At 34.3% G+C, this 25483-nt stretch carries 31 protein-coding genes; 22 read left to right on the top strand and 9 right to left on the bottom strand.

Annotation, left to right across the window (positions count from 1 at the left end; all coding sequences use genetic code 11):
* Positions 1-180: 180 nt before the first annotated feature.
* Positions 181-1122, bottom strand: coding sequence for a lytic polysaccharide monooxygenase (locus HP569_RS09715; RefSeq protein WP_425501859.1), 942 nt, complete (start codon positions 1120-1122; stop codon positions 181-183).
* 421 nt (positions 1123-1543) lie between these two features.
* Here HP569_RS09715 and HP569_RS09710 point away from each other — a divergent pair, with 421 nt between their 5' ends.
* From HP569_RS09710 to HP569_RS09700, 3 genes are all read left to right on the top strand, one after another.
* On the top strand, positions 1544-2839 hold the full coding sequence (locus HP569_RS09710) for an MFS transporter (protein ID WP_425501861.1): 1296 nt from the start codon (positions 1544-1546) through the stop codon (positions 2837-2839).
* Between the two features lie 235 nt (positions 2840-3074).
* Complete coding sequence (locus HP569_RS09705; protein ID WP_182200981.1) at positions 3075-3581, top strand: RNA polymerase sigma factor; 507 nt, start codon at positions 3075-3077, stop codon at positions 3579-3581.
* On the top strand, positions 3574-4515 hold the full coding sequence (locus tag HP569_RS09700; protein WP_182200980.1) for an anti sigma factor C-terminal domain-containing protein: 942 nt from the start codon (positions 3574-3576) through the stop codon (positions 4513-4515). The genes HP569_RS09705 and HP569_RS09700 overlap by 8 nt, the downstream gene beginning before the upstream one ends.
* A gap of 199 nt (positions 4516-4714) precedes the next feature.
* Here the strand turns inward: HP569_RS09700 and HP569_RS09695 are convergent, their stop codons facing one another.
* Together HP569_RS09695 and HP569_RS09690 are read right to left on the bottom strand one after the other, a co-directional pair.
* A complete protein-coding gene (locus HP569_RS09695; protein ID WP_182200979.1) occupies positions 4715-5053 on the bottom strand; it encodes a DUF1048 domain-containing protein in 339 nt (112 codons plus the stop codon).
* A 1-nt stretch (position 5054) separates the two neighbouring features.
* Positions 5055-5393 (bottom strand): PadR family transcriptional regulator, encoded by a 339-nt coding sequence (locus tag HP569_RS09690; protein WP_182200978.1) that lies wholly within the window; start codon positions 5391-5393, stop codon positions 5055-5057.
* A gap of 344 nt (positions 5394-5737) precedes the next feature.
* On the opposite strand from HP569_RS09690, the gene HP569_RS09685 reads away from it, so the two are divergent.
* The 3 genes from HP569_RS09685 (at position 5738) to HP569_RS09675 (ending at position 8187) form a co-directional block, all read left to right on the top strand.
* Complete coding sequence (locus HP569_RS09685) at positions 5738-6193, top strand: GNAT family N-acetyltransferase (RefSeq protein WP_182200977.1); 456 nt, start codon at positions 5738-5740, stop codon at positions 6191-6193.
* Positions 6194-6287: 94 nt separating this feature from the next.
* Positions 6288-6767 carry a PH domain-containing protein gene (locus tag HP569_RS09680; RefSeq protein ID WP_182200976.1) on the top strand — a complete coding sequence of 160 codons (480 nt, stop codon included), beginning with the start codon at positions 6288-6290 and terminating at the stop codon, positions 6765-6767.
* On the top strand, positions 6757-8187 hold the full coding sequence (locus HP569_RS09675; protein ID WP_182200975.1) for a PH domain-containing protein: 1431 nt from the start codon (positions 6757-6759) through the stop codon (positions 8185-8187). Before HP569_RS09680 ends, HP569_RS09675 begins: the two co-directional genes overlap by 11 nt.
* Positions 8188-8266: 79 nt before the next feature.
* Here HP569_RS09675 and HP569_RS09670 read toward each other — a convergent pair whose 3' ends face one another.
* A complete protein-coding gene (locus HP569_RS09670; protein WP_425501858.1) occupies positions 8267-9031 on the bottom strand; it encodes a cupin domain-containing protein in 765 nt (254 codons plus the stop codon).
* A gap of 388 nt (positions 9032-9419) precedes the next feature.
* Between HP569_RS09670 and HP569_RS09665 the strand changes: the two genes are divergently transcribed.
* From HP569_RS09665 to HP569_RS09655, 3 genes are all read left to right on the top strand, one after another.
* Positions 9420-10151, top strand: coding sequence for a DUF421 domain-containing protein (locus HP569_RS09665; protein ID WP_182200973.1), 732 nt, complete (start codon positions 9420-9422; stop codon positions 10149-10151).
* A 17-nt stretch (positions 10152-10168) separates the two neighbouring features.
* The gene (locus tag HP569_RS09660; RefSeq protein WP_182200972.1) at positions 10169-10534 is read left to right on the top strand and encodes a DUF4363 family protein; all 366 of its coding nucleotides are present in this window, start codon (positions 10169-10171) and stop codon (positions 10532-10534) included.
* Positions 10535-10692: 158 nt separating this feature from the next.
* Complete coding sequence (locus HP569_RS09655) at positions 10693-11154, top strand: GNAT family N-acetyltransferase (RefSeq protein ID WP_182200971.1); 462 nt, start codon at positions 10693-10695, stop codon at positions 11152-11154.
* A 194-nt stretch (positions 11155-11348) separates the two neighbouring features.
* On the opposite strand, the gene HP569_RS09650 is transcribed toward HP569_RS09655, so the two are convergent.
* Together HP569_RS09650 and HP569_RS09645 are read right to left on the bottom strand one after the other, a co-directional pair.
* Positions 11349-11936, bottom strand: a complete 588-nt coding sequence (locus HP569_RS09650; RefSeq protein WP_246367095.1) for a YdhK family protein — start codon at positions 11934-11936, stop codon at positions 11349-11351.
* Between the two features lie 269 nt (positions 11937-12205).
* Complete coding sequence (locus HP569_RS09645) at positions 12206-12406, bottom strand: hypothetical protein (protein WP_182200969.1); 201 nt, start codon at positions 12404-12406, stop codon at positions 12206-12208.
* Positions 12407-12542: 136 nt separating this feature from the next.
* Between HP569_RS09645 and HP569_RS09640 the strand changes: the two genes are divergently transcribed.
* The 8 genes from HP569_RS09640 (at position 12543) to HP569_RS09605 (ending at position 18214) form a co-directional block, all read left to right on the top strand.
* Positions 12543-13250: a response regulator transcription factor gene (locus HP569_RS09640; RefSeq protein ID WP_182200968.1), complete on the top strand. Its 708-nt coding sequence runs from the start codon at positions 12543-12545 to the stop codon at positions 13248-13250.
* A complete protein-coding gene (locus HP569_RS09635) occupies positions 13234-14607 on the top strand; it encodes a sensor histidine kinase (RefSeq protein ID WP_182200967.1) in 1374 nt (457 codons plus the stop codon). The genes HP569_RS09640 and HP569_RS09635 overlap by 17 nt, the downstream gene beginning before the upstream one ends.
* Positions 14608-14670: 63 nt before the next feature.
* Entirely contained in the window at positions 14671-15288 is a 618-nt protein-coding gene (locus HP569_RS09630) for a class I SAM-dependent methyltransferase (protein WP_182200966.1), read from the top strand.
* A gap of 128 nt (positions 15289-15416) precedes the next feature.
* On the top strand, positions 15417-15659 hold the full coding sequence (locus HP569_RS09625; RefSeq protein WP_182200965.1) for an SHOCT domain-containing protein: 243 nt from the start codon (positions 15417-15419) through the stop codon (positions 15657-15659).
* Between the two features lie 55 nt (positions 15660-15714).
* Positions 15715-16275, top strand: coding sequence for a hypothetical protein (locus tag HP569_RS09620; protein WP_182200964.1), 561 nt, complete (start codon positions 15715-15717; stop codon positions 16273-16275).
* 62 nt (positions 16276-16337) lie between these two features.
* Complete coding sequence (locus HP569_RS09615) at positions 16338-16529, top strand: SHOCT domain-containing protein (protein ID WP_246367076.1); 192 nt, start codon at positions 16338-16340, stop codon at positions 16527-16529.
* A 42-nt stretch (positions 16530-16571) separates the two neighbouring features.
* Positions 16572-16886 carry an SHOCT domain-containing protein gene (locus HP569_RS09610; RefSeq protein ID WP_182200963.1) on the top strand — a complete coding sequence of 105 codons (315 nt, stop codon included), beginning with the start codon at positions 16572-16574 and terminating at the stop codon, positions 16884-16886.
* A gap of 110 nt (positions 16887-16996) precedes the next feature.
* Positions 16997-18214, top strand: a complete 1218-nt coding sequence (locus HP569_RS09605) for an amidohydrolase (protein ID WP_182200962.1) — start codon at positions 16997-16999, stop codon at positions 18212-18214.
* Between the two features lie 46 nt (positions 18215-18260).
* Here the strand turns inward: HP569_RS09605 and HP569_RS09600 are convergent, their stop codons facing one another.
* Together HP569_RS09600 and HP569_RS09595 are read right to left on the bottom strand one after the other, a co-directional pair.
* Positions 18261-19121 (bottom strand): SDR family oxidoreductase, encoded by an 861-nt coding sequence (locus tag HP569_RS09600; protein ID WP_246367075.1) that lies wholly within the window; start codon positions 19119-19121, stop codon positions 18261-18263.
* A 66-nt stretch (positions 19122-19187) separates the two neighbouring features.
* Positions 19188-19760 carry a TetR/AcrR family transcriptional regulator gene (locus tag HP569_RS09595; RefSeq protein WP_182200960.1) on the bottom strand — a complete coding sequence of 191 codons (573 nt, stop codon included), beginning with the start codon at positions 19758-19760 and terminating at the stop codon, positions 19188-19190.
* A 346-nt stretch (positions 19761-20106) separates the two neighbouring features.
* On the opposite strand from HP569_RS09595, the gene HP569_RS09590 reads away from it, so the two are divergent.
* The 5 genes from HP569_RS09590 to HP569_RS09570 all read left to right on the top strand — a co-directional run bounded on the left by HP569_RS09590 (position 20107) and on the right by HP569_RS09570 (position 25171).
* The gene (locus HP569_RS09590; RefSeq protein WP_220464458.1) at positions 20107-21741 is read left to right on the top strand and encodes a sensor histidine kinase; all 1635 of its coding nucleotides are present in this window, start codon (positions 20107-20109) and stop codon (positions 21739-21741) included.
* A gap of 19 nt (positions 21742-21760) precedes the next feature.
* Positions 21761-22867 (top strand): response regulator, encoded by a 1107-nt coding sequence (locus HP569_RS09585; RefSeq protein ID WP_182200959.1) that lies wholly within the window; start codon positions 21761-21763, stop codon positions 22865-22867.
* A gap of 110 nt (positions 22868-22977) precedes the next feature.
* Positions 22978-23892 carry an FMN-binding protein gene (locus HP569_RS09580; protein ID WP_182200958.1) on the top strand — a complete coding sequence of 305 codons (915 nt, stop codon included), beginning with the start codon at positions 22978-22980 and terminating at the stop codon, positions 23890-23892.
* A 190-nt stretch (positions 23893-24082) separates the two neighbouring features.
* Positions 24083-24460 (top strand): YbaN family protein, encoded by a 378-nt coding sequence (locus tag HP569_RS09575; protein ID WP_182200957.1) that lies wholly within the window; start codon positions 24083-24085, stop codon positions 24458-24460.
* Between the two features lie 156 nt (positions 24461-24616).
* Positions 24617-25171, top strand: coding sequence for a cupin domain-containing protein (locus HP569_RS09570; RefSeq protein ID WP_182200956.1), 555 nt, complete (start codon positions 24617-24619; stop codon positions 25169-25171).
* Between the two features lie 115 nt (positions 25172-25286).
* Here the strand turns inward: HP569_RS09570 and HP569_RS09565 are convergent.
* A partial coding sequence (locus HP569_RS09565) for an IS3 family transposase (protein ID WP_182199027.1) occupies positions 25287-25483 on the bottom strand: 197 nt, incomplete at its 5' end.

Here is a 25483-nt window from a genome sequence, read left to right as displayed (position 1 = left end):
AAAACAAAAAACAATTCCCATCAATTATTCATTACACTATCCGTTTATTAGATTCCTTAAAAAGAGAAGGTGCTCTGTCATAAAATGTATGCCAATAAAGACAATACATATAGAAAGAGCCCTTCTCGGGTAACAACTTGTATGAAATATTTATGACCTGTCAAAGAAGCTTGTTATTCATTAAAGTTGCCACACATTAGAAACCCCTGGTGTTTCTCCCTGTGTCCACCATTGTGCCCTATATGTTTGACCGTCATATAAAACCAAATCTCCATTTGTGTAGGTAGAATCAGCACTCCATTCTAATACTTCAGGATTTGTAACATCTCCTCCTGATGAAACGAGTGCCCATACATTAGATTCTCCTGGAACTTCTCCTTGTGTCCACCACTTTGCTCGATAAGTGTTACCGTTATATGTTACTTCATCTCCACCTAAATAAGCTTTTGTTGCATCCCATTCTGGTGCTGTTTCACCTGGGTTTCCTGGATCTACTGGATCTCCTGGCTCGACAAATTCACCATCAAAATTTGCATCGATCACTTGGTAGAAAGCATTATCCGTATCAGCAACTTCCCAATAAGCAAGGATCACATGATAGCCAGTACGTTGAGGGACAACACAATCGTGTGATACGTTAAAATCTGGTCGTTTGCCGCCATCATCAATAGAGCAAAATAGTTCAAGGTCCGATCTTTTTAATGGTTCATTCGGATTCCAATTTTCTTTTGTAATATAATAATCCCAATTCTGAGTAGCATGTGCCGCTGTTAATGACCAACTAAATGTGTTAGCACCACTAGACATTGGAACTTGTGCCCATCGATTTTCACTTTGTTCATCTAGTTTAGGGAAAACTCCTCCACCACTAGCAATTTGCCCATCTGGAACACCAGCTTCTGGGAAATTCCCGGGGCCTTCAATACTTTGAGGTTCATAAACAACAGCCCCACAATCAATGTTAATTCCTTGTTCACATAAAACAGCTCTACTTTCTGGACTATTTACATAGCCATGTGCAGAAGCTGTATTACTAAAACCCAAGGAAAACGCTATCATAAATAACAAAAAACCAACGAATAGATAAATAGGTCTAAACTTCATTGCCTGTAGTTCCAACATAATCATCCTTTCATTTTTGTTTTACTATACATAGTTTGTGAGTCTAGTTGAATATTTCCCTCCCATCCTATTTTATTATAACATTATAATGTTATTTACTGCTATTCTAGTTTAGATACTTTTAAAAATAAAGGGTATAATTAATCATTGTTTAAAAGTGGAAACTAGATATAAAGTCACAAAGATTTCCAATAAAGTAAATTTTATTTTAAAAAATTTGCAATAAACCGTGCGGTAGACAATGTGGTTTTATATAGTTAAATAGACCTAAAACTATTAAAAGGAGTCTTATTCTTAGCGAAAATTCTTATTTAATTACGCCTGAAGGCTGAATTGATTTACTGTTTTGGATGGTTTAATAAGCGTTTAATCAAATTTATACTTTAGTTACCGTAGTAAACAATGAGGAGTGCAAATGATGATAAGTGTATTTAAAAATAGAAATTTCTTAGTTTTGTTCTTAGGGAGATTAGTTTCCAATGCTGGAGATAGCCTTTATGCTGTAGCGGCTATGTGGCTTGTCTATGATTTAGGAGGATCGGCTTTTTATACAGGATTAGCTGGTTTCTTAACACTATTACCTCAATCACTCCAATTTCTAGCAGGTCCGCTTGTTGACCGCTGGCAATTAAAATGGACATTAGTAATTTCTCAACTTATAGAATTTTGTCTTATTATTATTATTCCTATTTTTTATTATTTTGGTTTGCTAAATGTATCTGTGGTCCTCACTGTTATGCCACTCGCAACACTTGTTAATCAGATTGCTTATCCTGCACAATCCGCAAGCCTACCGAAAATTTTGTCAAAAGAAGAGCTGGTTAAAGGAAATGCTGCTTTTTCTTTTGCTTACCAAGCTGTCGATTTAACTTTTAATGCTGTTGCTGGACTTCTTGTTGCAGCAGTAGGTGCTGTATCTTTATACATTATTGATTCCATTACGTTTCTTATTGCAGCATTACTATTTTTATCGTTGAACGTTCCGCAAAAAGAGAAAAATCGAAGCAAAAAATCAAAGCAATCATTTAAAGCTGTAATGCGTACTTATATAGATGAGATAAAAGAGGGAGTATCTGTCATACGTGGTAGTTTACTTGTGAAAATCATTCTCGGAAGCGTGGTTGCGAATTTTGCAGTTGGTATGACGATTGCAGTCTTACCCGTTCTAGCAGATACGTTGGGTGGTTCTGATATTTACGGCTATTACTTAGCGGCATTATCCGCTGGAAGTTTAATAGGTGCACTATTTGCTTCATGGGCTGAAAAATATCCCCTAGGTATATTTTCTGTTATTTCTTTTTTAATTGGTTCAGTCTTGTGGGTTCTTTCGTCGATTGCCCCGTGGACTGCTGTGAGCATTGCTTTATTCGGTATGGCTTGGATTCCAATTGGGATGACGAATGTACTTTTCGCAGCTTTACTTCAAACAACTATTCCAGAAAATTTATTTGGACGAGTGTTTTCTGTATTAATGAGCATCAATACAATCGCTATGCCAATTGGATCTTTAATTGGTGGTACGCTAACCGAATGGATTGGCAGTCAAATTGTGTTTGGTTTTATCGCACTTGGAATTGCAGTGGTACCTATTTATTGGTTGTTCTTTAACAAAGATCTGCGAGACTTGCCAGTAATAAAAACTATTGATGCTTCATACATGGGATTGAAGATTTCAAAGAGTATTGACTCTGAAAAAATCAGTTCAGATTTTCTTTAAATAAAGAAGATTATTGTGAGATTAGTGAAAGGCTTAAATATAACGGCAGAACAGTAATATTGCACTCAACATATTCTGTATTTTTTTAAAATATTATTTCAGCATATATGTGATAAGGCTATTCTCCATGCAGAATGGCTTTTTTATATTGTTTTACATTTAATTTGCATTTTCCTGTAAACTTATTAAGGGGATAGAACTCTATATTATAGAGGGTTATTTGAAAGGAGGCACTATGAATTCTCAGCTTTTGTTGCAATTATATAATAAACAAGCAAAAATGATCTATTACTATTTACGAAAGAATGGCTGTAGACATGAAGACGCAGAAGATATTGTTCAAGAAAGCTATACGAAATATATAGCTTATAGTAGTGGTGTCTCCTCTGATAAGGCACTTGCTTATATTTTTTCCATTGCTATGAATGAATTCAAGAGATTACTAAAGAAAAAAGGAAAAGAACAAGTCATTTCAATTGATAATAATCGATTTTGGAATAACTTTGCTAATGACGATGATACTGAATCTAGCGTACTAAATCTAGAAATGAATAATGAAATATTATTAATCTTAAATCAGATACAAGAAGTATACAAGCAGCTTTTATTATTGAAGTATGAACTGGAGCTAAGCTATAAAGAGATCGGTTTGTTACTAGGAATGAAGGAAGAGACGATTAGGACTTATTTATTTCGAGCAAAGCGAGAATTTCAAAAGAAGTGGAGGGATCTTCATGAGTGATTATAAAGATGATGTTTTTGATGAAAAGAAGATAAAAAAGGCAATTAAAAAAGGTAAAATAAAAACAATAATAACGATTGTTATTGTTTCTTTATTGGTTTTTGTTATATTAAACATCGCTAATTTTGCAATTTCAACTCATTATAGTCAGAAGGCATTTAAACAATGGGATGCTTATGTCAGACTTACTACTCCTAATGGTTATATAAGTGAAACAATAGATTCAAAAGGTTTTCTTGGCGGAACTAGTAGTTATAAAGTTTCAAAAGACATGAAAAGAAAATCAGTTGTAATTGACCAAAGTCAATATTCATTTGGCCTTGTCCCGTCTATTTTGGTTTCAAGGGGTTCAGGTGGAGGTGTTGGGACCACAGGTGAGGAATGGCAATTTTCATATAAAGATAATGGCTGGAGAGAAATGATGTTTTTCCATCCAAGCGTCACTTATAAAAGATATAATAATGACAAAGAACTTATTAATGATATGAAAGGAGACAAAATATATGAGGTTGCACTCTCCTTTGATAAGCCATACAAACAAAATGAGTTACCTTTTTTTGGACTGCCTCCGTTGACTTGGTTTTGGATTAATACCTATACGGATAGCCAAATAGAAACATTTCAAAAAGAAGCAGCAGAATATGATTGGTCTGCAACATTTATTAATGAAAATGAAGCTTTAGGTTTTTCAACTCAAACGAGTCATTATTCATCTAATTATTTGAGTTATGAATATGAAAATTTTCTTGATTTACTTCAAACGAGTATTTCAATCCAACATCATAAAGCATATGAAGCAATCAAGGATAAAGATATTAAAGAAGTAGAAGTATTAGGTGTAGTTGTGTATGGAACGAAAGATGAGGTTTTAGAAATTATGAAAAATCCTGCTGTGAAAGCAGCTTCTTTAGGTGGGATAGTTGATAATTACTAATCAAGACATGAATAATAGATAAACATTAAGTTTTAGTTTATCAATAAATACAAGCGTTCTTGTAATGTGACGTGTTTATGTATAGTTAAATAGAACCGAATACGTGCTAAAAGTACGCTATTTCGGTTCTGTTTGTTTTATAGAAGTATTAAGTAAGTTTCTCTATTTCCATACTTGAAAAAACAATTTATCTTCGGCTTTAGTCACGACCAATTGTATCGTTCAACTTTGCGCGATATTTGTCATTCCAAGTTTTTACGTCCTTCATTAGTTCATCACAGAAAGTGGCAACGTCTTCACCAGTGAGTTCAATGACTTTCTTTCCTTCTGCTGCACCTTCCTCAAACAAGTCAATAATACCGTTGAAGATACGACTAGTATCCTTCCAGTCGGTGGGACCACCAGCTATTGACATATATTTTTGAATAGCTTTATAGGCGTTATAGTACTCACTTGGAAGTGTTTTCGCACGCTCCTGAATTGCTTTCCATTCTCGCTTATCATCTAGACTTCCAATGATTTTCTCAATAAAACTCATTTTACCTTCTCCTTTTAATTTCTTTAGTCTTGAGTTCGTTCATTTTCGTTGAGATGAAACCCCACTTCAGCCAGAAAAGTTCAAGTTGCTCACGACCTGCTGCATTGAGTGTATAAAATTTTCTTGGAGGCCCCACATTGGATCTTTTTTTTTCGATATTTACTAACTTGTTTTTCTCAAGTCGCATGGTAATAGTGTAAACTGTTCCTTCAACCACATCAGTAAAGCCAAGCTCTCGTAGTTGTTGCGTAATTTCATAGCCGTAAGTTTCACCACGACTAATAATTTCTATCACACAGCCTTCGAGCACACCTTTCAGCATTCCTGTGATATTTTCCAAATTTATCACCTTTTTTTATGTCTTTATTTTTTAAATCTCAGTGTAGTATTGGTAATGAGTATTACTTACTACCGGTATATAGTATTACATAATACCGTTAACTGTCAAGGGAAGATGTTCAATTTTATTGGTGAAAATATTAGAGAGGTATATTTTTTAGGTAAGAAAATTACAAAATGATTATATTTTTAATTAACTTATTCAAAAAGCACGCATCGAATAAATGCGCAGTACATGTTATTCTAATATATATAGATTAAGCTGAATGAAGTTGGAGTAAGGGAGCATATTCTAGGGAATTTCTTACGTAGTATACTATTATGTTTTTATAGGGGTACTTTGAGATGATTATTAGAAAATACAAACCCGAAGATTGTAAATACATAGCTGAGTTATTTTACGATACGGTACACACAGTAAATGCAAAGGACTATGACCAGGAGCAGTTAAATGTTTGGGCGACAGGATCAGTTGATTTAAACGAATGGAACAATTCTTTTATGGAACATGTAACACTTGTTGCTGTGGAAGATGACAGAATAGTGGGTTTTGGAGATATAGAGAAAACAGGGTATTTAAATAGATTGTATGTACATAAAGACTACCAGAACCAAGGCATAGCGACTATACTATGTAACGGCCTAGAAAAATCGGTTGATGCAGATGCCATCACAACTTGTGCATCTATTACCGCGAAGCAGTTCTTTATTAGGAGAGGCTTTAAAATAATCAAGGAACAAGAAGTTATTAGACGAGGCGTTCTGTTAACAAATTATCTAATGAAGAAATCAATAGAATAGATTTATACAGCTATGAAATTAAGCAAAGAGTATGAAACTTATTCATTAGTCTTGTCGTAAACCATAGAAGAACAAATAAGAAATGAGGGTTACTATGAGAAACGCACCGACTGAAAGAATTGCAACAGATGCGATAAAAGCATGGAAAGTATCAGCCATTATGTTATCTATTATTCCATTATTAATAACGATCGCTTTATTTGTTCTTGCTTATTATTTCGAATTCAGTTATTGGTTTGCTATTGGTCTAACTGTATTTACTATAATAGAAGCGGTTGTAACTATTGTGTTTATCCCGAAAATAAGGTGGAATCGTTGGCGTTATCAAATTTTTGATCAAGAAATCTATGTACAACATGGTATTTTAGTAGTTACAAGAACAATTATCCCTATGATTAGAATTCAGCATGTGGATACGAAGCAAGGGCCAATTTTAAAAAATTACAAGCTTGCTAGTTTAACTATTTCAACAGCAGCGACTACGCATGAAATACCAGCACTTTTAGAAGAAGAAGCATCGAATCTTCGTGATCAGATTTCTGAATTAGCAAGGGTGGAACAAGATGATGTTTGAGCCGAAACGTCTTCATCCTGTATCTGTCATCTTCACGACGATTCAAACATTTAAACAATTAATATTGGGGTTCTTGCCAATAGCTATTTTAGCAATTGGTGATGGTATGTTTTTTTACTTAGTATTAGGTATAGGTGTGCTGTTGTTACTTATAGTTGGGTTCAGTGTATTAACTTGGATGCGATACACGTATCAAGTAGAAGAGGACCAGTTACGGATCGAACACGGTGTTTTTATACGGAAAAAAAGAACAATATCTAAGCACAGAATTCAATCGATTGACCTATCACAAAATATCATTCATCGATTGTTTGGATTAACAAAGGTGCAGATAGAAACAGCAGGAAGCGATCATAAAATAGATGCAGCGCTTCACGCAGTCACGTTACAAGAGGGAAAGAAATTACACGATCAATTAAAATATAAACAGACAGTAGAAATGCAGCGTACCGATGATCAAGTCGAAGTGGTGAGCTACCCTTCAAAACAGGTAAGCACAAAGGAACTATTAATTGCTGGATCAACGTCAGCTAGCTTTGGTTTTATCATTGGTTTATTTGCGTTGGGATTTTCAGAGTTAGAAGTCATTATCCCTGATTCGTTTTACAATCAAGCATCTGCTTGGGTGGTGAATTTAACGATACAAGCAATGATAGTCATGGCGCTAACTTTCTTTATTATAATATGGGCCCTAGGAATTTTAGTCACCTTATTTCAATACTGGAAATTTACGATTACGCGTTATGAAAAAGAACTATTTATTACACGTGGACTGTTAGAGAAAAAGCAGATGACGATCCCATTAAAAAGAATTCAAGCAGTGGGCATAAAGGAAACAATCATCAGACAGCTTTTTGGCTTTTCTACTGTATATGTTGAAATTGCTAGTGGTGATATCAACAATAGTGGTGATATGAAAACACTAGTTTTTCCGTTAATGAACCGAAAAAACATACATTCCTTTTTAGCTGAAATATTGCCAGAGTATCATCTACCAATAGAAAAACAAATGAAATTACCTAAGCGTGCTCTTCCTTACTACTTGGTTAGAACAGCATTTATTCCGCTTATCGCATCTATTATAGTAGCGTTTATTGCTGTAGATTGGATTGCTGTTGCCCTTATTGTATTTATATTGTCCGCTGTTATAGGGTATTTTCAATATCGTTCTGCTCGTTATCAATTATCTAATCATCAGTTAATGATTCAAACCAGGGTGTTAAATAAAGATATTCTCTTATTAAAACATCATCGATTACAATCTTTTGCAGTCAAGCAACATTTCCTGCACCGACGGCATAATCTAGCAAGCATTGATACGGCAATATTAAGTAGATTAGCAGGTAGACATGTGATGTTAAATGAAGTGGATGTTGAATCAGCATTACAACTCGCTGATTGGTACTCTTACGAAAAATAATAAGTGAGCACCTTTATCTATTTGGCTGATGAAGGTGCTCATTTTCTTTGTAATAAATACATATGCATTCGCTCTATTTCTACATTTTCTTACTTTGCTGAAGAAGCTTGGATTCCCCTGTACGCTCCCATTCCTCTACTGTTTCATAGGCCCTTTCAGGTGAATAGCCTTTTCCTACAAGAACGCCCATTAGAATAAATTCTTGAAGAATGTGCGTAGCATTGATCCCTCTCTCAACATCCTCTAATCCTTCATTTACTAAGAATTCAGTATGCTTGATCCATTCATCCGGAGTCATACCAAAAATAACTGTGCTCTCATTATGAGCGTGACCTTCTTCTGCAGCATCTGCTTTGGTAACATGAACCGTACCAAATGGATGGTTAGGAGGAGCGTAAATCGAATAAAGTTTGATTGGTGTATTACCTGTGTTGGTAACATTATGCCATGTTCCAGCCGGTATCATTATTGCGAAGTCATCATATGCATCTCTTTCAAAATTCAAATTATCTCTACTTTTCCCCATTTGCACAATTCCTTGACCTTGTTCAATACGTAAAAATTGATCAACATCAGGGTGTATTTCCAATCCGATATCTTCACCAACATCGATGCTCATTAAAGTAACTTGTAAGTGAGGTCCTGTCCATAGTGCAGTGCGGTACGTATTATTTTGCTTCGTTGCTTCATTAATATTAACAACAAATGGATTTGGGCCATAATCTTTTAAAGGAATCTTTCCATTAATGTTTGAAGAGCGAACAAAGTCGTATCTGTTTGGATGCTCTAATCTATCTGAATAATTTGAATAGACAAGTTGTCTTCCGTCATTATATATTGGCATGTTGGCATAATAGGGTTGATACGGGTGGATATAAGGCACATAGTACATTTATTTCAATCCCTTCTAGTTTTTCGAGTTATCTTATGCGACGGGCTTAGATATTGTACCTAATTACCCTAACTAAACAAAAATAAGTAGAGATCCATTGAGACAAACGACGTGTGTTAAATAAGGATTTTCCTGAAACTGTATGAAATTTCTGTATAAAAATGCTGATTTTGCAAATTTTATTAATACAATAAAAATAACAGTTTTAACTACAATGTATGTTTTTTAAAATATACTTTAAAAAATGCAAAAACTGGATATGGTTCTGACTGTAAAATGAGTAGATTTTTGGTGAGTTCAATAGTCGTTTTAGTTAGAGCATTATGGGAGGAGGGATGGAATGTTAGACGAAGCACTCGTTGTTATTGTAAGAGTAGTTATATCTTTTTTTTCTCTCTTAATTTTCACAAGAATTCTTGGAAAGCAAGAAGTGGGACAATTAACTTTTTTTGATTATATTAATGGTATTACAATAGGTTCGATTGCAGCAACTCTTGCTACAGATCTTTCCTCTAAAGTTTGGGCACATTGGGTAGGTTTAGCAGGATACGCGATTTTAACTGGCGTTTTGCAATATGTTACCGTTAAAAATCGTTACTTAGGAAAAGTTCTAGATGGAGAACCAACTGTTGTTATAGAAAACGGAAAAATTTTAGAAAAAAATTTAAAGAAGATGCGAATTAAGATGAGCGAGTTAATGATGTTATTACGTGATAAAGGAGTTTTTGATATTACCCAGGTTGAATACGCGATTATAGAAATCAATGGTGGGCTTTCTGTATTACAAAAAGCTAATAATCTTCCTGTAACACCAAAAGATTTGCATATACCAAGCACACCAAGTCGTTTATCGACAGAGGTTATTCAAGATGGTATTGTTATTGAACAAAATTTAAAGCAAAGGAAAAAAGATATAGATTGGTTAAATGGACAATTGAAAGGACGTGGAATAACAGATGTTAAAGAAGTAGCATATGCTCTGATTTTGCCAAACGAACAATTATATATTGATAAATACGAAGATCACATAGGTGACGAAGCAGATATGGGCGATTATGAAGGACCTTATTAGTAGACGAGGTGAATAAAGTGAAAAAATTTTTATTATATTTTATCCCCATACTCACCATTGCCTCTTTTATAGTTGTTATGAACAGCGGTTATTTTTTAAAAGGGCCATTTGGAGATGACGATAGATTATATGAAGCCATTACTCAAATTGAACAAAACGTTTTAGAGAAGAAATGGGAGATGGCAGAAGAGAATATAGCTTATTCTGAAAATGCGTGGAAAAAAATAGTGAGAAGAATCCAATATAGTGTAGAAAAAGAATATATTATTGAGATTAATGGTATACTTTCTCGCATTAGAGGTGGGATTAAAATTTATGATGATAAAGCAATTATAGAAGAAGTATATTATTTTTATGAAATGTGGGATAAATTAGCTAAATAATATCAACTATTGAGATGTGAGATGGAAAAGTGCTACTTAAACTTAAGAGTAGCACTTTTATTACGATTAAAAAATTTGAGTGACGGGCCTTAGAAGCAATAGTTGTTAAATGTGTTATAGTGAAATACATAAGTATGTAAGGTTACATAACAGAGAGGATGAGTAACATCTTCAAGATATCCAAGGCTACAGTATATGAAGCCAAGTACTTAGTAGAAGTTCAAGTTAAAGCCTTTCAAATAGATGTTGCTATTTGTGGAGGAGGTCCACCAGGTTATGATTCAGTAGATCGGCAAGTAGAGCTGATGGGTAGTCATTTGTACTATAAAATAACAGACGAGAACACAATCATTGGCGGATTTTATTTGCTATATTTAGAGCCAGGAAAGTATGAGTTGGTTAGACTGTTTGTCGCACCGTCCTATCAAGGAATGGGTGTTGGAACAAAGGTTTTTAAGTATATAGAGGAAACATTTGATGATTTAGAAATTCTTGAATTAGAAGCATCTGATTTTAGAAAGGATAATCATACTTTCTATGAAAATAGAGGTTTTATCAAAGTAGGAGAAGTGCAATATGGGAAGGATAGTTTTTCTTATAAATACCGAAAATGTTATTAGCAGTAGAGAAAACAACTAGTTGCAATTTAGCAAACAATAAAATGAAAATACTGATTAAAGTGAAGAACATAAATTTAGTTTGATAGAAAAGAGCCTTCTTTTGGGGGGGGGGAGTAACGAAACCACCAAACTGAAGGCTCTTTTAAGATTGTATACGTTTTCAGTATAGTGAATTGTGTGTTTATGGTAACAATTTATTCAGGTGGAGAAAGCTCATCCTCCGTTACCCACTTATGATTTGTTACTTTCTCACCAGACGTAGTTAGTTCGAAATCAATCATATAAACAGTTGTTTGTTTTGCTGAGTCGATCGTTGCTTGAGCACCATTCATGCCTTCCATATGATCAGCTTGAATGGTTGCTTCTTCACCAGGTTCTAACGGTTGTTCTGAGACATCTTTTAGCTCTTCGTGGATGACCCACTTATGATCTGTTACTTTTTCTCCACCAGTTGTTGGTGTATAGGAAACAGTATATACAGTGGTGTCATACGCTCCAGCAATTGTTGCTTGGGCACCTTTCATACCTTCCATATGATCTTTTTCAACGGTAGCTTGACTGCCAACTTCATAGGTTGGGTTCTCTGCTTTTTCTAATCCTTCTGGAACCTCACCAGAGCCACTCATATTCATGTCACCATGATCGCTACTGTCTGTTTGTTCTTGATTCTGTTGTTCTGTTTCTGTCGTTTCCTCAGGCTTTGGTTCTTCTCCACCACAAGCCGCTAGAAAAAGCATACTGGTAATAGTAAGTAGTGTGATAATAATTTTTTTCAATGTTATTCCTCCTGTTGTCTTTGTTGTTTTTAAAGTGTTGTATCGTCTCATGAACAAGCAAGGTTTACCAGTAAACACTTGTACATATTAGTTAATATTCCCAATCAAAAATGGTCTAAACATTATTTTTGAGAAGTAAAACAAGCGAATTTTTCACATGAATTACATATGTCTAGTAAAAAAATGAACAGTTTAAGCCCTAGTTACCTTGGAGCATAAACCGTATATGTTTTTTTGAGGTCAATACTATTCCGATTTATTAATAATCGCTTCACTTAATGGCATAGCTCAAACATTTCTCTTTGTTCTTGACTTGACCAATTGGGATGCATCTCTTGTATATATGGTCTCATTTCTTCATAATTAAACCGTTCATTATTATTAAAATTATCATTGTTGGAATGTGCAAATGTGTAGGTTGCTGCACCTCCTATGAGTACGGTAGCACCTAATAAACTTACGATAACTTTTTTCATTTCGTTCCATCTCCTTTCTTCGTTACGTTTATTATATCCATCACATATGTCGTTTCTATGTTTAAGTTGTGTGGAAATTGTGGAGATTGTCTTTTTACTAACAGAAAATGATAATATGCATATAAGAGGTGATTGTATGGCTAAGATACTTGTAGTTGATGATGAAAAAGTAATACTTGAGGTGTTAGAAGCCTACTTCGAAAAAGAAGGATGGGAAATATATTTTGCTTCTAATGGTGTAGAAGCCTTGAAGCTAGCGAAAGAGCAGAGACCAGATTTAATTGTGTTGGATTTAATGTTACCTGATATTTCTGGTGAAGAAGTATGTCGATTGGTAAGAAAAGATAGTAATGTACCAATTATTATGCTGACTGCTAAATCCTCCGAGGACGATTTAATAAATGGAATCGTCATTGGAGCGGATGATTATGTCACAAAACCATTTAGCCCGAGAGAAGTGGTAGTGAGAGTGAAGGCTTTGTTAAGAAGAACACAACAGTTGACGAATGCAAAGCAACTTAGTTTTAACAATCAAAAACTAATGATAGATCATGTTAAAAAAGAAGTGAAATTCGATTCGCATATACTATCACTCACTCCTAATGAATATAAAATTTTAATAACAATGGCTAGTTATCCTGGTAGAGTTTACAGCAGGGCTGATTTATTAGAAAAGATACAAGAAGATGATATTTATTTTGAAGGGTACGAGAGAAGCATTGATACGCATATAAAGAATTTACGGAAAAAAATCGAAACAGATACGCGTCATCCGGAATTTATTCTCACCGTATTTGGAATGGGTTATAAGTTTGGGGGAGAAAAGGATGAATCTAACCTTTAGATCAAGAATATTTATTTATCTATTAATTGTTTCTTTAAGTGGTGTTTTTATTACGAGTTTCACTATTTTTTTCGGTGTGGAAAATCAATTCTCTAATTATCTTCAAAAAAGTAGAGAAGAGCAAGTCGAGGAAATTAAACAAATAGCCATTTCCCAATATGAAAGAAATGGTGAATTAATGAATGAACAAATAGATGATATTACGCACCGGCATGCGATGTCAGAGGACTTATATTATCAGCTTTATGACGGAGACGGTGATTTGTTATTAGATACTACCTCGTCTCATTCCATGATGGGGATGATGAATGGTATGCATGGCTCAAGGTCGGATGCGACAGATGATTTACAATCAGATTCCTATCCTTTGACTAAAAACGGACGAACCGTCGGAGCTTTGGTTGTTTTTTACCCAGACGAATTAACGGGTGAGGATTTTATTTTCTTAAATGAAATTAAACGAAATATTATACTCGCTGTAATTGTCACGGTTGTTTTATCAGTGCTATTCAGTTTATTATTTTCTAATCGATTAACTTCAGGTTTGAAAAAAATTATTCATGCGGTTACAGGGTTCCGTAATTCACAACGGAAAAGTCGAGTACCTGTTGAAGAATTGACAGATGAAATGCGCCCGTTAGGTGAGTCGTTTAATGAATTAGCTGAATCATTGGCACAAGAGGAATCATTGCGGAAACAATTCACGGCAAATTTTGCTCATGAGATTCGAACACCGCTTGCTACATTAAGAAGTCATATCGAAGCCTTTCAAGATGGGGTATGGGAGCCGGATGAAAATAAGTTGGGGCAGTGCCATGATGAGTTGATGCGATTAGTTCGCTTAGTTAATGAATTAGAAAAATTGATTGCCGCAGAAAACCCTCAAATCAGATTAGATAAGACAAAGATTGAAGTGGGGAAATTATTGTCTTCTATTGAAAGTCAATTTAGTTCTTTATTTATGAAGAAAGGTGTGGATTTAAAGATCGACTATTCTGAGGGTGAGCGTTGGTTCTTTGGAGATCGTGATAAAGTGATTCAGATTTTAACTAATCTAATTAACAATGCGTTGCAATACACACCAGAAGGAAAAAGTGTTTTTATTACTGTTAAAGGAACAAGCGATGAATTAACTTTTATTGTTCAAGATCAAGGAAAAGGAATTCATGTAGATGATCTTCCTTTCTTATATGAAAGATTTTATCGAGGAGACAAATCTCGCGACCGAAAAACAGGAGGCATAGGCATTGGATTGTCGATCGTGAAGGCTCTTGTCGAAGCACATGGCGGAAACATTCAGATTGAAAGTGAACTAGGCGTCGGAACAACAGCCAAAGTGCAGCTCCCAACCAAATAAACAAAAGTGGGACATTGGGGTCAGACCCTTTTGTCCCAATCTTATGCAAAGGAGTGGTGTAAGATGGATCAAAAGTTAACTGAAACGATTAAGAAGCGATATGATCGGGTTTCGAAAATATATGATTCAATGGATGCAATGATCAAGGAAAGCTGGAGAAAAGGCTTGCTTAAGAATATATCAGGAAATGTGTTGGAAGTTGGAATCGGTACAGGCGCAAATTTACCGTTCTATTCTGGCGACCTGCATTTAACGGGTATTGACTTCAGTCCAGGGATGTTAGCACGTGTGAAACAGAAAGCGGATAAGCTTGAGCTAACTTATCCAGTAACATTGATGGAGATGAATGCACAACAGATGGACTTTCCTGACAACACATTTGATTTTGTTGTAGCTACCTGTGTTTATTGTTCGGTACCTGATCCAATCGAGGGACTAAAAGAAATGCGCAGAGTGTGTAAGCCAGAGGGAAAAATACTTTTACTAGAACATATGAGAAGTGACAATGAATTAGTAGGAAAAGTAATGGATGTATTAAACCCCATTTCCGTTAATATGTGGGGAGCCAACATAAATAGAAGAACGATGAACAATATTAAGAAAGCAGATCTAGTAATTGAAGAACAAGAACACCTATTTTCAACTATTGTAAGAAAAATTATAGTAAATCCAAATAAGTAATGGGACATTGGGGACTGACCCCAATGTCCCATTTTTTTTCAAAAAAAATCTTCATAACTTTCACATATGTTGCTCATAAGTTCTTCATGGATAGGGGGTAATATGGGTATTGAAAGGAGAGATAAGCGATGATGGGAATTGGACATGGTTCAGGAATGTTTGGATTTGGAGGTGGTTCGTTTATGATGATCGTCATCATTTTATTAGTTGGTTATCTCATTTATTTAGGAGTAAACAATCAACAATCATCTACTCAAAACCGAAATGATCAGCAAAATAATTCAGATGCGCTTGAAATTGCCAAATCTAGATTGGCTAGAGGCGAAATAACAGCTGAGGAATACGAACAAATAAAGCAACAAATTAGCTAATAATAAAGATTTTCAACTAAAACAAAAACAACCATAGCAAGGAGAGAATGTAAAAATGAACATACTTAGTGGAATATTAGCAGCAACTGTAGCTTTTTCTGGAGGAATGGGCTTATCGTTATTTTCGGGAAAAGAAGAAGTAAATCAACCTAATTTTTTTGAGAATCCAACCGTTCATGTTGAAACAATGTTCGATTGGATGCGTATGGGTGATTTTGATCGTATGGAGAAATTTATGAAAAATAATGGTATGGACTTTGATCATATGAGAAGCTTTAGAACAAATGATAGAGAGAAATCAATTGATCACCAAAATCGTTTTCAAGAAGAAGAAACGCAATACGAGGAAATGGATGATTGGATGGATGGAGTAGCACCTGTGCATGCGAAGGAAGTTGGCGTTGAAAAAACAGGTAATTGGATGGCAGAAGAAGATTTCGAAAGTATGGAAAGATACATGGAAGAAGAACATGTGAATAATGAAGAGATGTATCAGTATATGGATGAGATGCATAGGAATTTTGATGTGCAACGTCCTGAAAGTAGAGAACGAGGAATGAATCGTGACTCGAATGAAGATAGAGGGTTTAGAGAAATGGGAAATATGCATAATTAATAGCATTAGGCGACTTTGATTACCAAATTTCATCAAACAAAAATAATATTTGGAGGAAATAGATGATGTATTTATTACTAATTTTGGCGATTGTTTTTTATTTGTATCAAAACGGTGAGCTACAAAAGCTATTCAGCAATATGCAAACAAATAAAAATAATACATCAAATAATATTAAAGCTACTATTGACTATAGATACGCTTCAGGGCAAATATCTGCAGAAGAATATAATAAACTAAAAGCTTTACTATAGAACTGAAACTGACATACAATCAACAGAAAAGAGGGAAATGACATGATGGGTGGAGGACATATGGGCTCCTTTGGAAATAATAACGGCGGATTTTATGGTTATAACGAAATGCACTCAGCTTCAAATTGGTTTGATGGAATGTTTACTAATTCATTTATGAGCTTCATTTTGCTTATACTAATTTTGATTGTTTTATATATGATATTTAAAAACCGAAAACAACAAACAATGGTTTCACCAAATCAAAAGAAGCAAACAACTGTAATTGAAGCAGAAGAAGCTGCTAAACTACGCTATGCTCGTGGGGAAATTTCACTAGAGGAATTCCAATCTATAATACAAACAATACGGGCGTAAAGAGTTGAGTTGGAGTTGTTAATCTATGGTTTATCCATTATAATTTTAAATTACATCGTTAATTGAGACAAGGGGTCTAACTCCTTGTCCATTTTTGAAAGGAGTCGAGTATGGATAATCAGTTTTGGTTAAGCAATGTTTTGTTAGAGAATGGTTTTGTGTATAAAGATAATGAGATTGTTTCTACGCAGAAAACAGTAGAGCACTTATTAATTAAAGATGGTAAAGTTGTCGCCATTAAAAAAGGTGAATTGGAATCGGGTGATATACCTGTTATAGATGCTAAGCAATCATTGGCATTACCTTCTTTTACAGAAAAGCATATTCATTTAGATAAAGGACATTTTGGGGGGCCATGGAAGGCAAGCACACCTTTTCGTGGTGTTTTTGATCGGATAAAAGAGGAAGTAGAATTTCTCCCTGAATTTCTAACACATACAACGGAACGAGCGAAGAGCTTGTTACAGTTGATTACAGACAACGGAGTAACTTCTGCTCGCGTCCATTGTAATGTAGACCCTGTTATAGGATTGGGTAATATGGAAAGGGTTAGAAATGCTTTAGACGAATATAAAGATAAATTGAATTATGAATTAGTAGCTTTTCCGCAACATGGGTTATTAAGAAGTAATTCTGCAAGCCTAATGAAAGACGCGATGCGAAATGGTATGAAAGTAGTAGGTGGATTAGATCCAGCTACCATCGATAACAATATTGAAGCATCTCTAGAAAAAATGATGGATATTGCAGTAGAATTCAATGCCGATGTAGATATACATTTACATGATGGTGGCTCACTAGGTCTATATACAATTAAACGACTTACTCAAATGGTAGAGGAAGCAAATTGGAAAGGGCGAGTCAATATTAGTCACGCGTATTGTATGGGGGAAAGTTCTATAGAGGAAGTAAGTGAGTTGGCTGAATATATGGTAGAACAACAAATTAGCGTAGCTACAACAGTACCAATAGATGTACCCTCTCCGCCAATTCCGTTACTTCATGAAAAGGGAGTTAAAGTTCATATTGTTAATGATAATATTAACGATCATTGGAGTCCTTTTGGTAGTGGGGATCTTCTACAAAGAGCAAGTCGAATGGCAGAAAAATTTGGTTGGATTGATGAGTATTCGTTGACAAGAGCACTAGGCTTTATCACAGAGGGGAAAATGCCTTTAGATAATAAAGGAGATCGTCAATGGCCTAAAGTAGGAGACGATGCTAATATTGTGTTTTTGGATGCTACTTGTTCCGCAGAAGCTATAGCACGAATTCCTAATCGGAAGGCAGTTATGTATAAAGGAAATATAACATCAGGAGAATTATAATTGTAGAAATGGGACAAAAGGGTCTGACCCCAATGTCCCATTTTGTTTATTGGAAGCAGCTTAGGTGTTCAAGCGCGAAGGTTTCGAAAGTCCTTGGCTTTTTCCCAGTCAACTTAAAAAAGTCATCTGTTACTTTTTTTGCTGTACCGATCCTTGTCATAAAATATAATGCTACGGTTACATCTACATATGCTTTAGGAAGTCCTCTATTATTGATATAGTACTTTCTATATTTTAAATATCCAGGTTTAGTGTATGAAATTTCTCTTCCTGTAATTTCACTAAGTTTTTCTGCAATCTGATAATAATCTAAAGCCTCTGCACCAGTGATTGTATGCGTAGTATTTTTGTGAATGTCTGAGTTATTTAATACGGTTGCTATAGCTAGACCGATGTCTTTAGCATCTATAAAACTTGTTTTACTATTACCTGCCGGAACAAAAACCTCATTCTTTTCCCTAATTTCCACCGAGTGAATTCCGGACAAGTTTTGCATAAAAAAACCAGGACGAACATGGGCAAAAGGAATATCAGATGATTCAAGATATTTTTCGATCTTATAGTGCGGAGGAATTGGATTCGATTCAATTCCCATTAAAGATAAAAAGGATACCAGTTTTATTTGATGACGTTTCATAGCATCGATAAAAGGATACATATCTTCTGCTTTTCCAAGGTGAGGTGGCCTCATTAAAAATACTCTGTCTACGTTTTTAAGCGCATTATCGAAAGTATCTTTTTTTGTGAAATCAAGTAAAACAGAATCAACATCACTATTAAACATACGTGCTAATTTTTTAATGTTTGTCCCTGCTACAACTACTTGTTCTCCTTTATCTATTAATGCTTTTGTAACATATTGACCTACATTTCCAGAAGCACCTGTGACTAGTACTTTCATTTTCATCCTTCTTTCTGCAATTAATTATGTAACTGTTTTTTATTAGACCAGTCTATATAATAAACAATAAATTTAACTTCTTTTTAAAAGGATTGGGATTTGTTGTGCAGCTATTTGCAACGGTTGACTGTTCCCTGTAGTAAATGACAAAAGAAAAGCCCCCTCAATTGTTGCATTTATAAAAACACCTAGCTGTTTAGCTTTTGGTTCGTCAAAACCTGCGTCCATTAATTTTTTAGTGAAAATAGCTTGGTAACTTCCATAAGCAGTTTGGCAAGCTTTTCTTAATGTTTCGCTTGTAAGTGAAGTTTCTAGAGCAATAGCGGCAATTGGAATTCCATCTTTAGCGCTTTCTTTAGTAAAACGATCTGCCAAGTCATTAATAAAATCTTGAATTGCTTTTACTGGCTCCGTTGATTGCTGCAATCCTACTGCTATTTGTTCTGCAACAGACTCAGCAGTGAATTTAACTGACTCTAATGCGAGTTGTTCTTTACCATTTGGAAAGTGATAATATAAAGACCCTTTAGGAGCACCGCTTTCTTTTGTAATCTGATTTAAACCTGTACCATGATAACCTTGCAACTGAAAAAGCCGAGAAGCAGTTTTTAATAATTTTACTTTTGCGTTTTCTTTGACTTTCATTATTATATCTCTCCATTCATAAACCGACTGGTCTATATATTATATTATAGCCCCCATTTAATTTCAATTAGTCTTTTGTCATATCAATCGATTAATTAAGCTTTTATAAAATTAATGATGAAAATTACAATTGTTACCTTATTTTAGCTATATACTAAACCACCTTGATTTACTATCTTGTATGACGTTAAAATAATAGAAAGATTAACTGTTCTTTTGTAGGAAGTTTTTAAATGGGAAATGGGGACAAACCTTCTAATCCTTATAAGTATAATTGTGAATAAATTCACAAAAAACGCGCAAATAATTTAATTGCATGGACAATAACATCTAGGAGATTACTAAAATGATTAAAAATATGTACGTCAATCAGTTGAAAGATATTAGTTTATATAAAATTTTTGTCTCAGTAGCGATGGGTTTTTTTGGTTTTATTGGGATATTTCTATCAAGTAGTTTTGACTTTAACGGATTTTCAGTTAACTTTACATGGAGTCTTATATTGCCACTATTAGTATCTCTAGCGTGGGGCATAAAATTTGGTGTAGTAAGCATAATTTTGGGCTTAGTAATTGTATATCCTTTTATTTTAGGAAGCTATAATGGATGGGCATCATTGGTTCCGGCTATCTCTTTGTGTTTGTGGATTATTATACATGGTTATGGCTCCCAAAAAAGAGAGAAAAGTAAAAGTATTTACTTTAATATTTATTTTCTGCAGTTTGTTTACATTATTCTACGTATGCTAATTTATTTGTTTATTTTTCCACTACTGATTCGCTTAAACAATATCCAACCACCTGTTTGGAACACAGACATCATAACAAGCATTGATAATGAATTGCTCTTATTGTTTGCAATTAAGGGAATCATTGTAGAATCTATTTTTTTGGCGCTTTGTGATGCGTTACTTCTCTTACCATTTGTAAGGAAATTTTTCAGGCTTAAAACTACCAATAGTGCTAAACATAATACTAAAATTATGATAACTATTGTACTTTTTGGATTAAGTTTCGCACTTGTTATTCTTGCAATTCACAACTATATTATTGATCAACATCACATACTGTATTGGTTATTGCATCCCAACGAAAAAACAAAGATTACTTTCTTACTTACTACTATCTTATTTTTCATCATGGGTGGAATTACGGTTCGGTATGTCCAGAGAATGCTCGAAGTACAAGATGATTTAAGAATTAGAGAAAAACAACTTGAAAATGCAGTAACGGAAATTAAAGCTTTAAATGAAGGGTTAGAACAACGGATTGCAAATAGAACTGCTGAATTAGAAACTACTGTTTCTGAATTAGAGGGTTTTGCCTATACCATTTCGCACGATCTTAAATCTCCTCTTAGAGCAATTGAAGGATACAGCACAATGATGCAAGAGGACTATGGTCGAGCCCTGAATAATGATGCAAATGAGATGATCGAATCTATACAGGACATAAGTAAAAATATGATTTGTTTAACTAATAGATTATTAGAGTATGCTATAACATCAAAGGCTACATTAAAAAAAGAACAAATAGATGTAAAGAATATAGTGAGCACGGTTTTTAATGAGCAAAAGTTTGTAGCATCAACATCCAATATACAATTAAAATTTGAAGGTGAGTTCCCAACAATCTCTGTCGATAACACACTTTTTAAACAAGTCATGTCAAACGGAATATCCAATGCAATTAAGTTTTCGAGAAATAAAGAAACCATTCAAATCACAGTAGGTTGCAAAAAAACTGGTAATGCCTACATTTTTTACATTAAAGATAATGGTATCGGATTTAATATGAAGTATTCGGATAAACTTTTTCATGTATTTCAACGGTTGCACCGTACGAACGATTTTGAAGGGACAGGTATTGGTCTTGCTACAATAAAAAAAATTATTCAAAAACACGGTGGTAATGTTTGGATTGAAGGGGAAGAGAATCAAGGGGCAACACTGTATTTCACGATACCTTTCATCAACGATTAACATAAAGAGGGTGACAACAATGTTCAAGGTAATGATTGTAGATGACATGGAAATTATAAGAAGACAGATAAAAAGACTTCCATTATGGGGAGAAGATTCTAATTTTAGCATTATTGCTGAAGCAGAAGATGGACAAGATGCACTTGAAAAACTACAACAAGCTCCTGTTGATTTACTAATAACTGACATAGGAATGCCTCGAATAAATGGTGTTGAGCTCTTAAAAGAGGTGCAACAAAATGATTTAGCGAAATGTGTAGTTTTTTTAAGTGAACACAGCGAGTTTGATTATGCAAAGCAGGCGATTGAAAATGGTATTTTTAATTATCTAGTAAAACCAGTAAGTGAAGAAGGGTTAGAAGAACTATTAAATAAGGTTAAAAGTAAGTTGGAAAAAAGCAATCAAGTGCAAACGCACATTCAAACTTTAGAGAACAAATTAACAGAGCAAACAACTTTATTTTATCCCACAGCACAGTTACATGTCATGATTGAATTAGTTAAAAAGGGAAATATGGAAGCTGTTGATTTAATGAAAAGTATTGTAGAAGATGCCTTTACAACATTAGATAATGATCGGTTGAAGACCGCACTGCTGCTAGAAAAATTTTATAGGGATCTTTTTTCTCACTTAAAAGGAGAATATAGTTGGATAGATCAATTTTTAGATATGAATTCCCATAGTAGTATAAGCTTGACGCATTACCAAACACTTGAAATGATACAAGAAAAATTGATGAAAAGAGTAGAATATTGTGTTTCAATCATTAAACGTCTTATCTATCAGTCATATTCATGTCCGACTGTAGAACAAGTTTGTCATTATGTACTGAATAATATGGACAAAGAAATTAATATGGGTAACATTGCACAAGCTTTGTTCCTTACGAAAAATTATATAGGAAATCTTTTTAAGCAAGAGACAGGTATAACAGTAAAAAATTATATAATGATGACAAAAATAGAGAAAGCAAAACTGCTTTTATTAAAAGATGGTTTAAAGAACTATGAAATAGCAGATCAATTAGGTTATAAAAATGTAGAATACTTTTCAAAGATTTTCAAAAGATATACTGGATACTCTCCAGTAGCATTTAAAAACTGTCAAATAATTGATGAACATTGAATCTGTATTTTATGAGGGTTTAATCCTTAGTTCTTACATTGTGCCTTTCCTTATGATCAAGTATGTTAAATATATCACAAACTTTCAGTCATAAAAAAGGAGAGGTACATATGAATTTAACCAAATCAAGACTAGCAAGTTTATTTAGCATTATGCTACTTGTTGCTTTATTGGCAGCTTGTTCAGGCGAGGACGAAGAAGCGACTGCTGGAGAGGAACAAACAGATTTAGAGTGGAGCATACAGCCAGAACTGGGAATTACTAAGGGTGATTACTATTATGCGGAAGAACGCTTTAGACAAGGCCACTTAGGTCAATTGGAAGTTGTTACAAATAATGGGGAAATAGCACATGTGGAGTTTAATGAGCAAACAAGACCGAACTATTACCACCGTTATTTCCAAGATGTGCCGAAACGTATGTCTGAGTACAACTTCTCTATGGGTGAGAAGAAGGGTGCTGCTTGGATTCAAAGTGTTGTAAAAGTTGAACAACAAATGGAAGATGAACAACGAATTACAGGAGAGTTTGATGTAGTATCTGGAGCATCTAATAGTATTAATCAAGCAATGGTACCTCTAGCAGAAAAGATTGAACCTACATTAGATCAGCCATCTGATCAAAAATATTATAGCATCGCAGAAGAGTTAGATGGTGGACTTACTGGTTTACTAAAGGTAGTAGTAAGTGATAAGAAAATAATTTCTGTGTCATACGACGAAATTTTTGCTGATTCACCAAATGAGATTGAAGATCCAGCATTAAAACGATTTTATCGACAATCTAAATATCAAAGCGTAGAATACCATGAGCCTTCACGTATTGGCTTTAATGTTCAGATGGATGCTTTAAATGAGAGCGTTGTTGAAAAACAGGATTTATTAGACCTTTCTGATCTTCCTGCAATTGGTGAATCAGGTGACTATGCTGCAAGTGGCTATACAACAAGAAATACAGCTTGGGATAATTATCTGCGTCTAGCTGAAGAGCTTTTAGCAGAAATGCAAAATGATGGTGTTTTATAGAACGTGAGTGTAAGAATAAATAAATATTTTTCAGAAAATAACTTAATCCTCTTAGTAGAAATACTAAGAGGATTTTTAAAAAATACTAAGAGGAAAAACAAAAGCATTTTTAAAAATGGTTGAGTAGCATTGTTAGCGTAAATTCATTATACTTGATAGTAAATAGAGTGTTTTATTGAGGAGTATGATGATGTTTCAAGTTTTGAAAAAGGCAATTTACATATTATTTGGTTTTATTTTTATGACGATAGGGTTCCTAGGTGTTATTTTACCATTGCTACCTAGTATTCCTTTTTTAATATTGGCTTCGATCTGTTTTTTTAGAGGATCTGATCGCTTGGATACTTGGTTTAAGGGAACGAAACTATACATGAAGGAAGTAGAGCCGTTTCTAAGAGAGAGGGCGCTCACACTTAGAAAAAAGATATATATTAACATTATGGCTGATTCGATGATTCTTTTATCTATCTTTATCGTTGATTATCTATGGTTGAAAATACTATTAGTTTTAATTGCTTTGTATAAGCATTATTACTTTGTTTTTCATATTCGTACAATAAAACAATAAAAAATTTCATATATACTCAATAATGAGCTTTGTCATCTATTTAAAATGATAAAGCTCATTTGTATGATTATAGATAAACAATTTAGCAAGATCCTGCGCCCAATCTACCTCTAATCTGTTTCCATTTCCATAGGCAGTTGCATAAGATAAATAGAAATGGAGAAAAGAGGAGGAGAACGCGTGTATTATAATTACCCAGCTTATCAACAAAATCAATGGATGCCTATGATGAATGCTTATCCTAACTATATGAATTGGAATCATTCCCACCAGCAAGCTAACCCTTATACTATGCAATCGATGTGTCAAGACTTTGGTGGTCGTCCTTATGTTGTCAATATTGAGGAAGCTACAAAAAGAAATAACACCTATCGTACTGCGATATGGACAGGAACACACCTGCAAGTTACGTTAATGTGTATTGGAGTAGGTGAAGATATTGGTTTAGAAACACACCCTAATACAGACCAGTTTTTACGAATAGAAGCAGGTCAAGGACTTGTGTTAATGGGCAAAGGGCCAAATCAGTTAGAGTTCAGACAATATGTAACAGATGGAGATGCAATTATGATTCCAGCTGGTGCTTGGCATAATCTTGTGAATACAGGTAATTGTCCACTGAAACTATATTCGATTTATGCACCGCCTGAGCATCCGTTTGGTACGGTTCATCAAACAAAAGAAGCAGCTATGTACGAAGAAAATCATTAATTTCAAAAAAGGAAACTGTTTGTTATAATGGGTTCCGTCACCTATCGTAAAACTTTAATTTACAATCAAGAAGCACTGCATTTTTGATGTGACCCCAAAAAGTTAGAGTATTATATTAAGCAGCTAATTGGCTGGTGTGAATTCGGTATTGAACTGGACTCATGCCTGCTAATTTTTGCTTTATGCGCTTATTATTATAATAATTGATATGTTCCTTAATTTTATTTTTTAATTCTTCAAACGAGCACAGTGCCTCTCCGTAATACATCTCTTGTTTTAGTAAACCAAAAAAGTTCTCCATGGGCGAATTAT

Origin of the sequence: Paraliobacillus salinarum, from assembly GCF_014083865.1 — a bacterium.
Classification (GTDB): Bacteria; Bacillota; Bacilli; order Bacillales; family Amphibacillaceae; genus Paraliobacillus; species Paraliobacillus salinarum.
The sequence above is the reverse complement of the archived record's forward strand: the minus strand, read 5'-3'. Positions and strand labels throughout refer to the sequence as shown.

Coding starts and splice junctions, on each gene's coding strand:
- HP569_RS09680 (WP_182200976.1), top strand. CDS start 6,288: ATGAGAAACGCACCGACTGAAAGAATTGCAACAGATGCGATAAAAGCA.
- HP569_RS09685 (WP_182200977.1), top strand. CDS start 5,738: ATGATTATTAGAAAATACAAACCCGAAGATTGTAAATACATAGCTGAG.
- HP569_RS09625 (WP_182200965.1), top strand. CDS start 15,417: ATGATGGGAATTGGACATGGTTCAGGAATGTTTGGATTTGGAGGTGGT.
- HP569_RS09620 (WP_182200964.1), top strand. CDS start 15,715: ATGAACATACTTAGTGGAATATTAGCAGCAACTGTAGCTTTTTCTGGA.
- HP569_RS09700 (WP_182200980.1), top strand. CDS start 3,574: ATGAGTGATTATAAAGATGATGTTTTTGATGAAAAGAAGATAAAAAAG.
- HP569_RS09655 (WP_182200971.1), top strand. CDS start 10,693: ATGAGTAACATCTTCAAGATATCCAAGGCTACAGTATATGAAGCCAAG.
- HP569_RS09705 (WP_182200981.1), top strand. CDS start 3,075: ATGAATTCTCAGCTTTTGTTGCAATTATATAATAAACAAGCAAAAATG.
- HP569_RS09715 (WP_425501859.1), bottom strand. CDS start 1,122: ATGTTGGAACTACAGGCAATGAAGTTTAGACCTATTTATCTATTCGTT.
- HP569_RS09575 (WP_182200957.1), top strand. CDS start 24,083: ATGTTTCAAGTTTTGAAAAAGGCAATTTACATATTATTTGGTTTTATT.
- HP569_RS09590 (WP_220464458.1), top strand. CDS start 20,107: ATGATTAAAAATATGTACGTCAATCAGTTGAAAGATATTAGTTTATAT.
- HP569_RS09695 (WP_182200979.1), bottom strand. CDS start 5,053: ATGAGTTTTATTGAGAAAATCATTGGAAGTCTAGATGATAAGCGAGAA.
- HP569_RS09600 (WP_246367075.1), bottom strand. CDS start 19,121: ATGAAAATGAAAGTACTAGTCACAGGTGCTTCTGGAAATGTAGGTCAA.
- HP569_RS09610 (WP_182200963.1), top strand. CDS start 16,572: ATGATGGGTGGAGGACATATGGGCTCCTTTGGAAATAATAACGGCGGA.
- HP569_RS09595 (WP_182200960.1), bottom strand. CDS start 19,760: ATGAAAGTCAAAGAAAACGCAAAAGTAAAATTATTAAAAACTGCTTCT.
- HP569_RS09635 (WP_182200967.1), top strand. CDS start 13,234: ATGAATCTAACCTTTAGATCAAGAATATTTATTTATCTATTAATTGTT.
- HP569_RS09570 (WP_182200956.1), top strand. CDS start 24,617: ATGGAGAAAAGAGGAGGAGAACGCGTGTATTATAATTACCCAGCTTAT.
- HP569_RS09630 (WP_182200966.1), top strand. CDS start 14,671: ATGGATCAAAAGTTAACTGAAACGATTAAGAAGCGATATGATCGGGTT.
- HP569_RS09640 (WP_182200968.1), top strand. CDS start 12,543: ATGGCTAAGATACTTGTAGTTGATGATGAAAAAGTAATACTTGAGGTG.
- HP569_RS09605 (WP_182200962.1), top strand. CDS start 16,997: ATGGATAATCAGTTTTGGTTAAGCAATGTTTTGTTAGAGAATGGTTTT.
- HP569_RS09675 (WP_182200975.1), top strand. CDS start 6,757: ATGATGTTTGAGCCGAAACGTCTTCATCCTGTATCTGTCATCTTCACG.
- HP569_RS09585 (WP_182200959.1), top strand. CDS start 21,761: ATGTTCAAGGTAATGATTGTAGATGACATGGAAATTATAAGAAGACAG.
- HP569_RS09665 (WP_182200973.1), top strand. CDS start 9,420: ATGTTAGACGAAGCACTCGTTGTTATTGTAAGAGTAGTTATATCTTTT.
- HP569_RS09645 (WP_182200969.1), bottom strand. CDS start 12,406: ATGAAAAAAGTTATCGTAAGTTTATTAGGTGCTACCGTACTCATAGGA.
- HP569_RS09580 (WP_182200958.1), top strand. CDS start 22,978: ATGAATTTAACCAAATCAAGACTAGCAAGTTTATTTAGCATTATGCTA.
- HP569_RS09615 (WP_246367076.1), top strand. CDS start 16,338: ATGATGTATTTATTACTAATTTTGGCGATTGTTTTTTATTTGTATCAA.
- HP569_RS09670 (WP_425501858.1), bottom strand. CDS start 9,031: ATGCCAATATATAATGACGGAAGACAACTTGTCTATTCAAATTATTCA.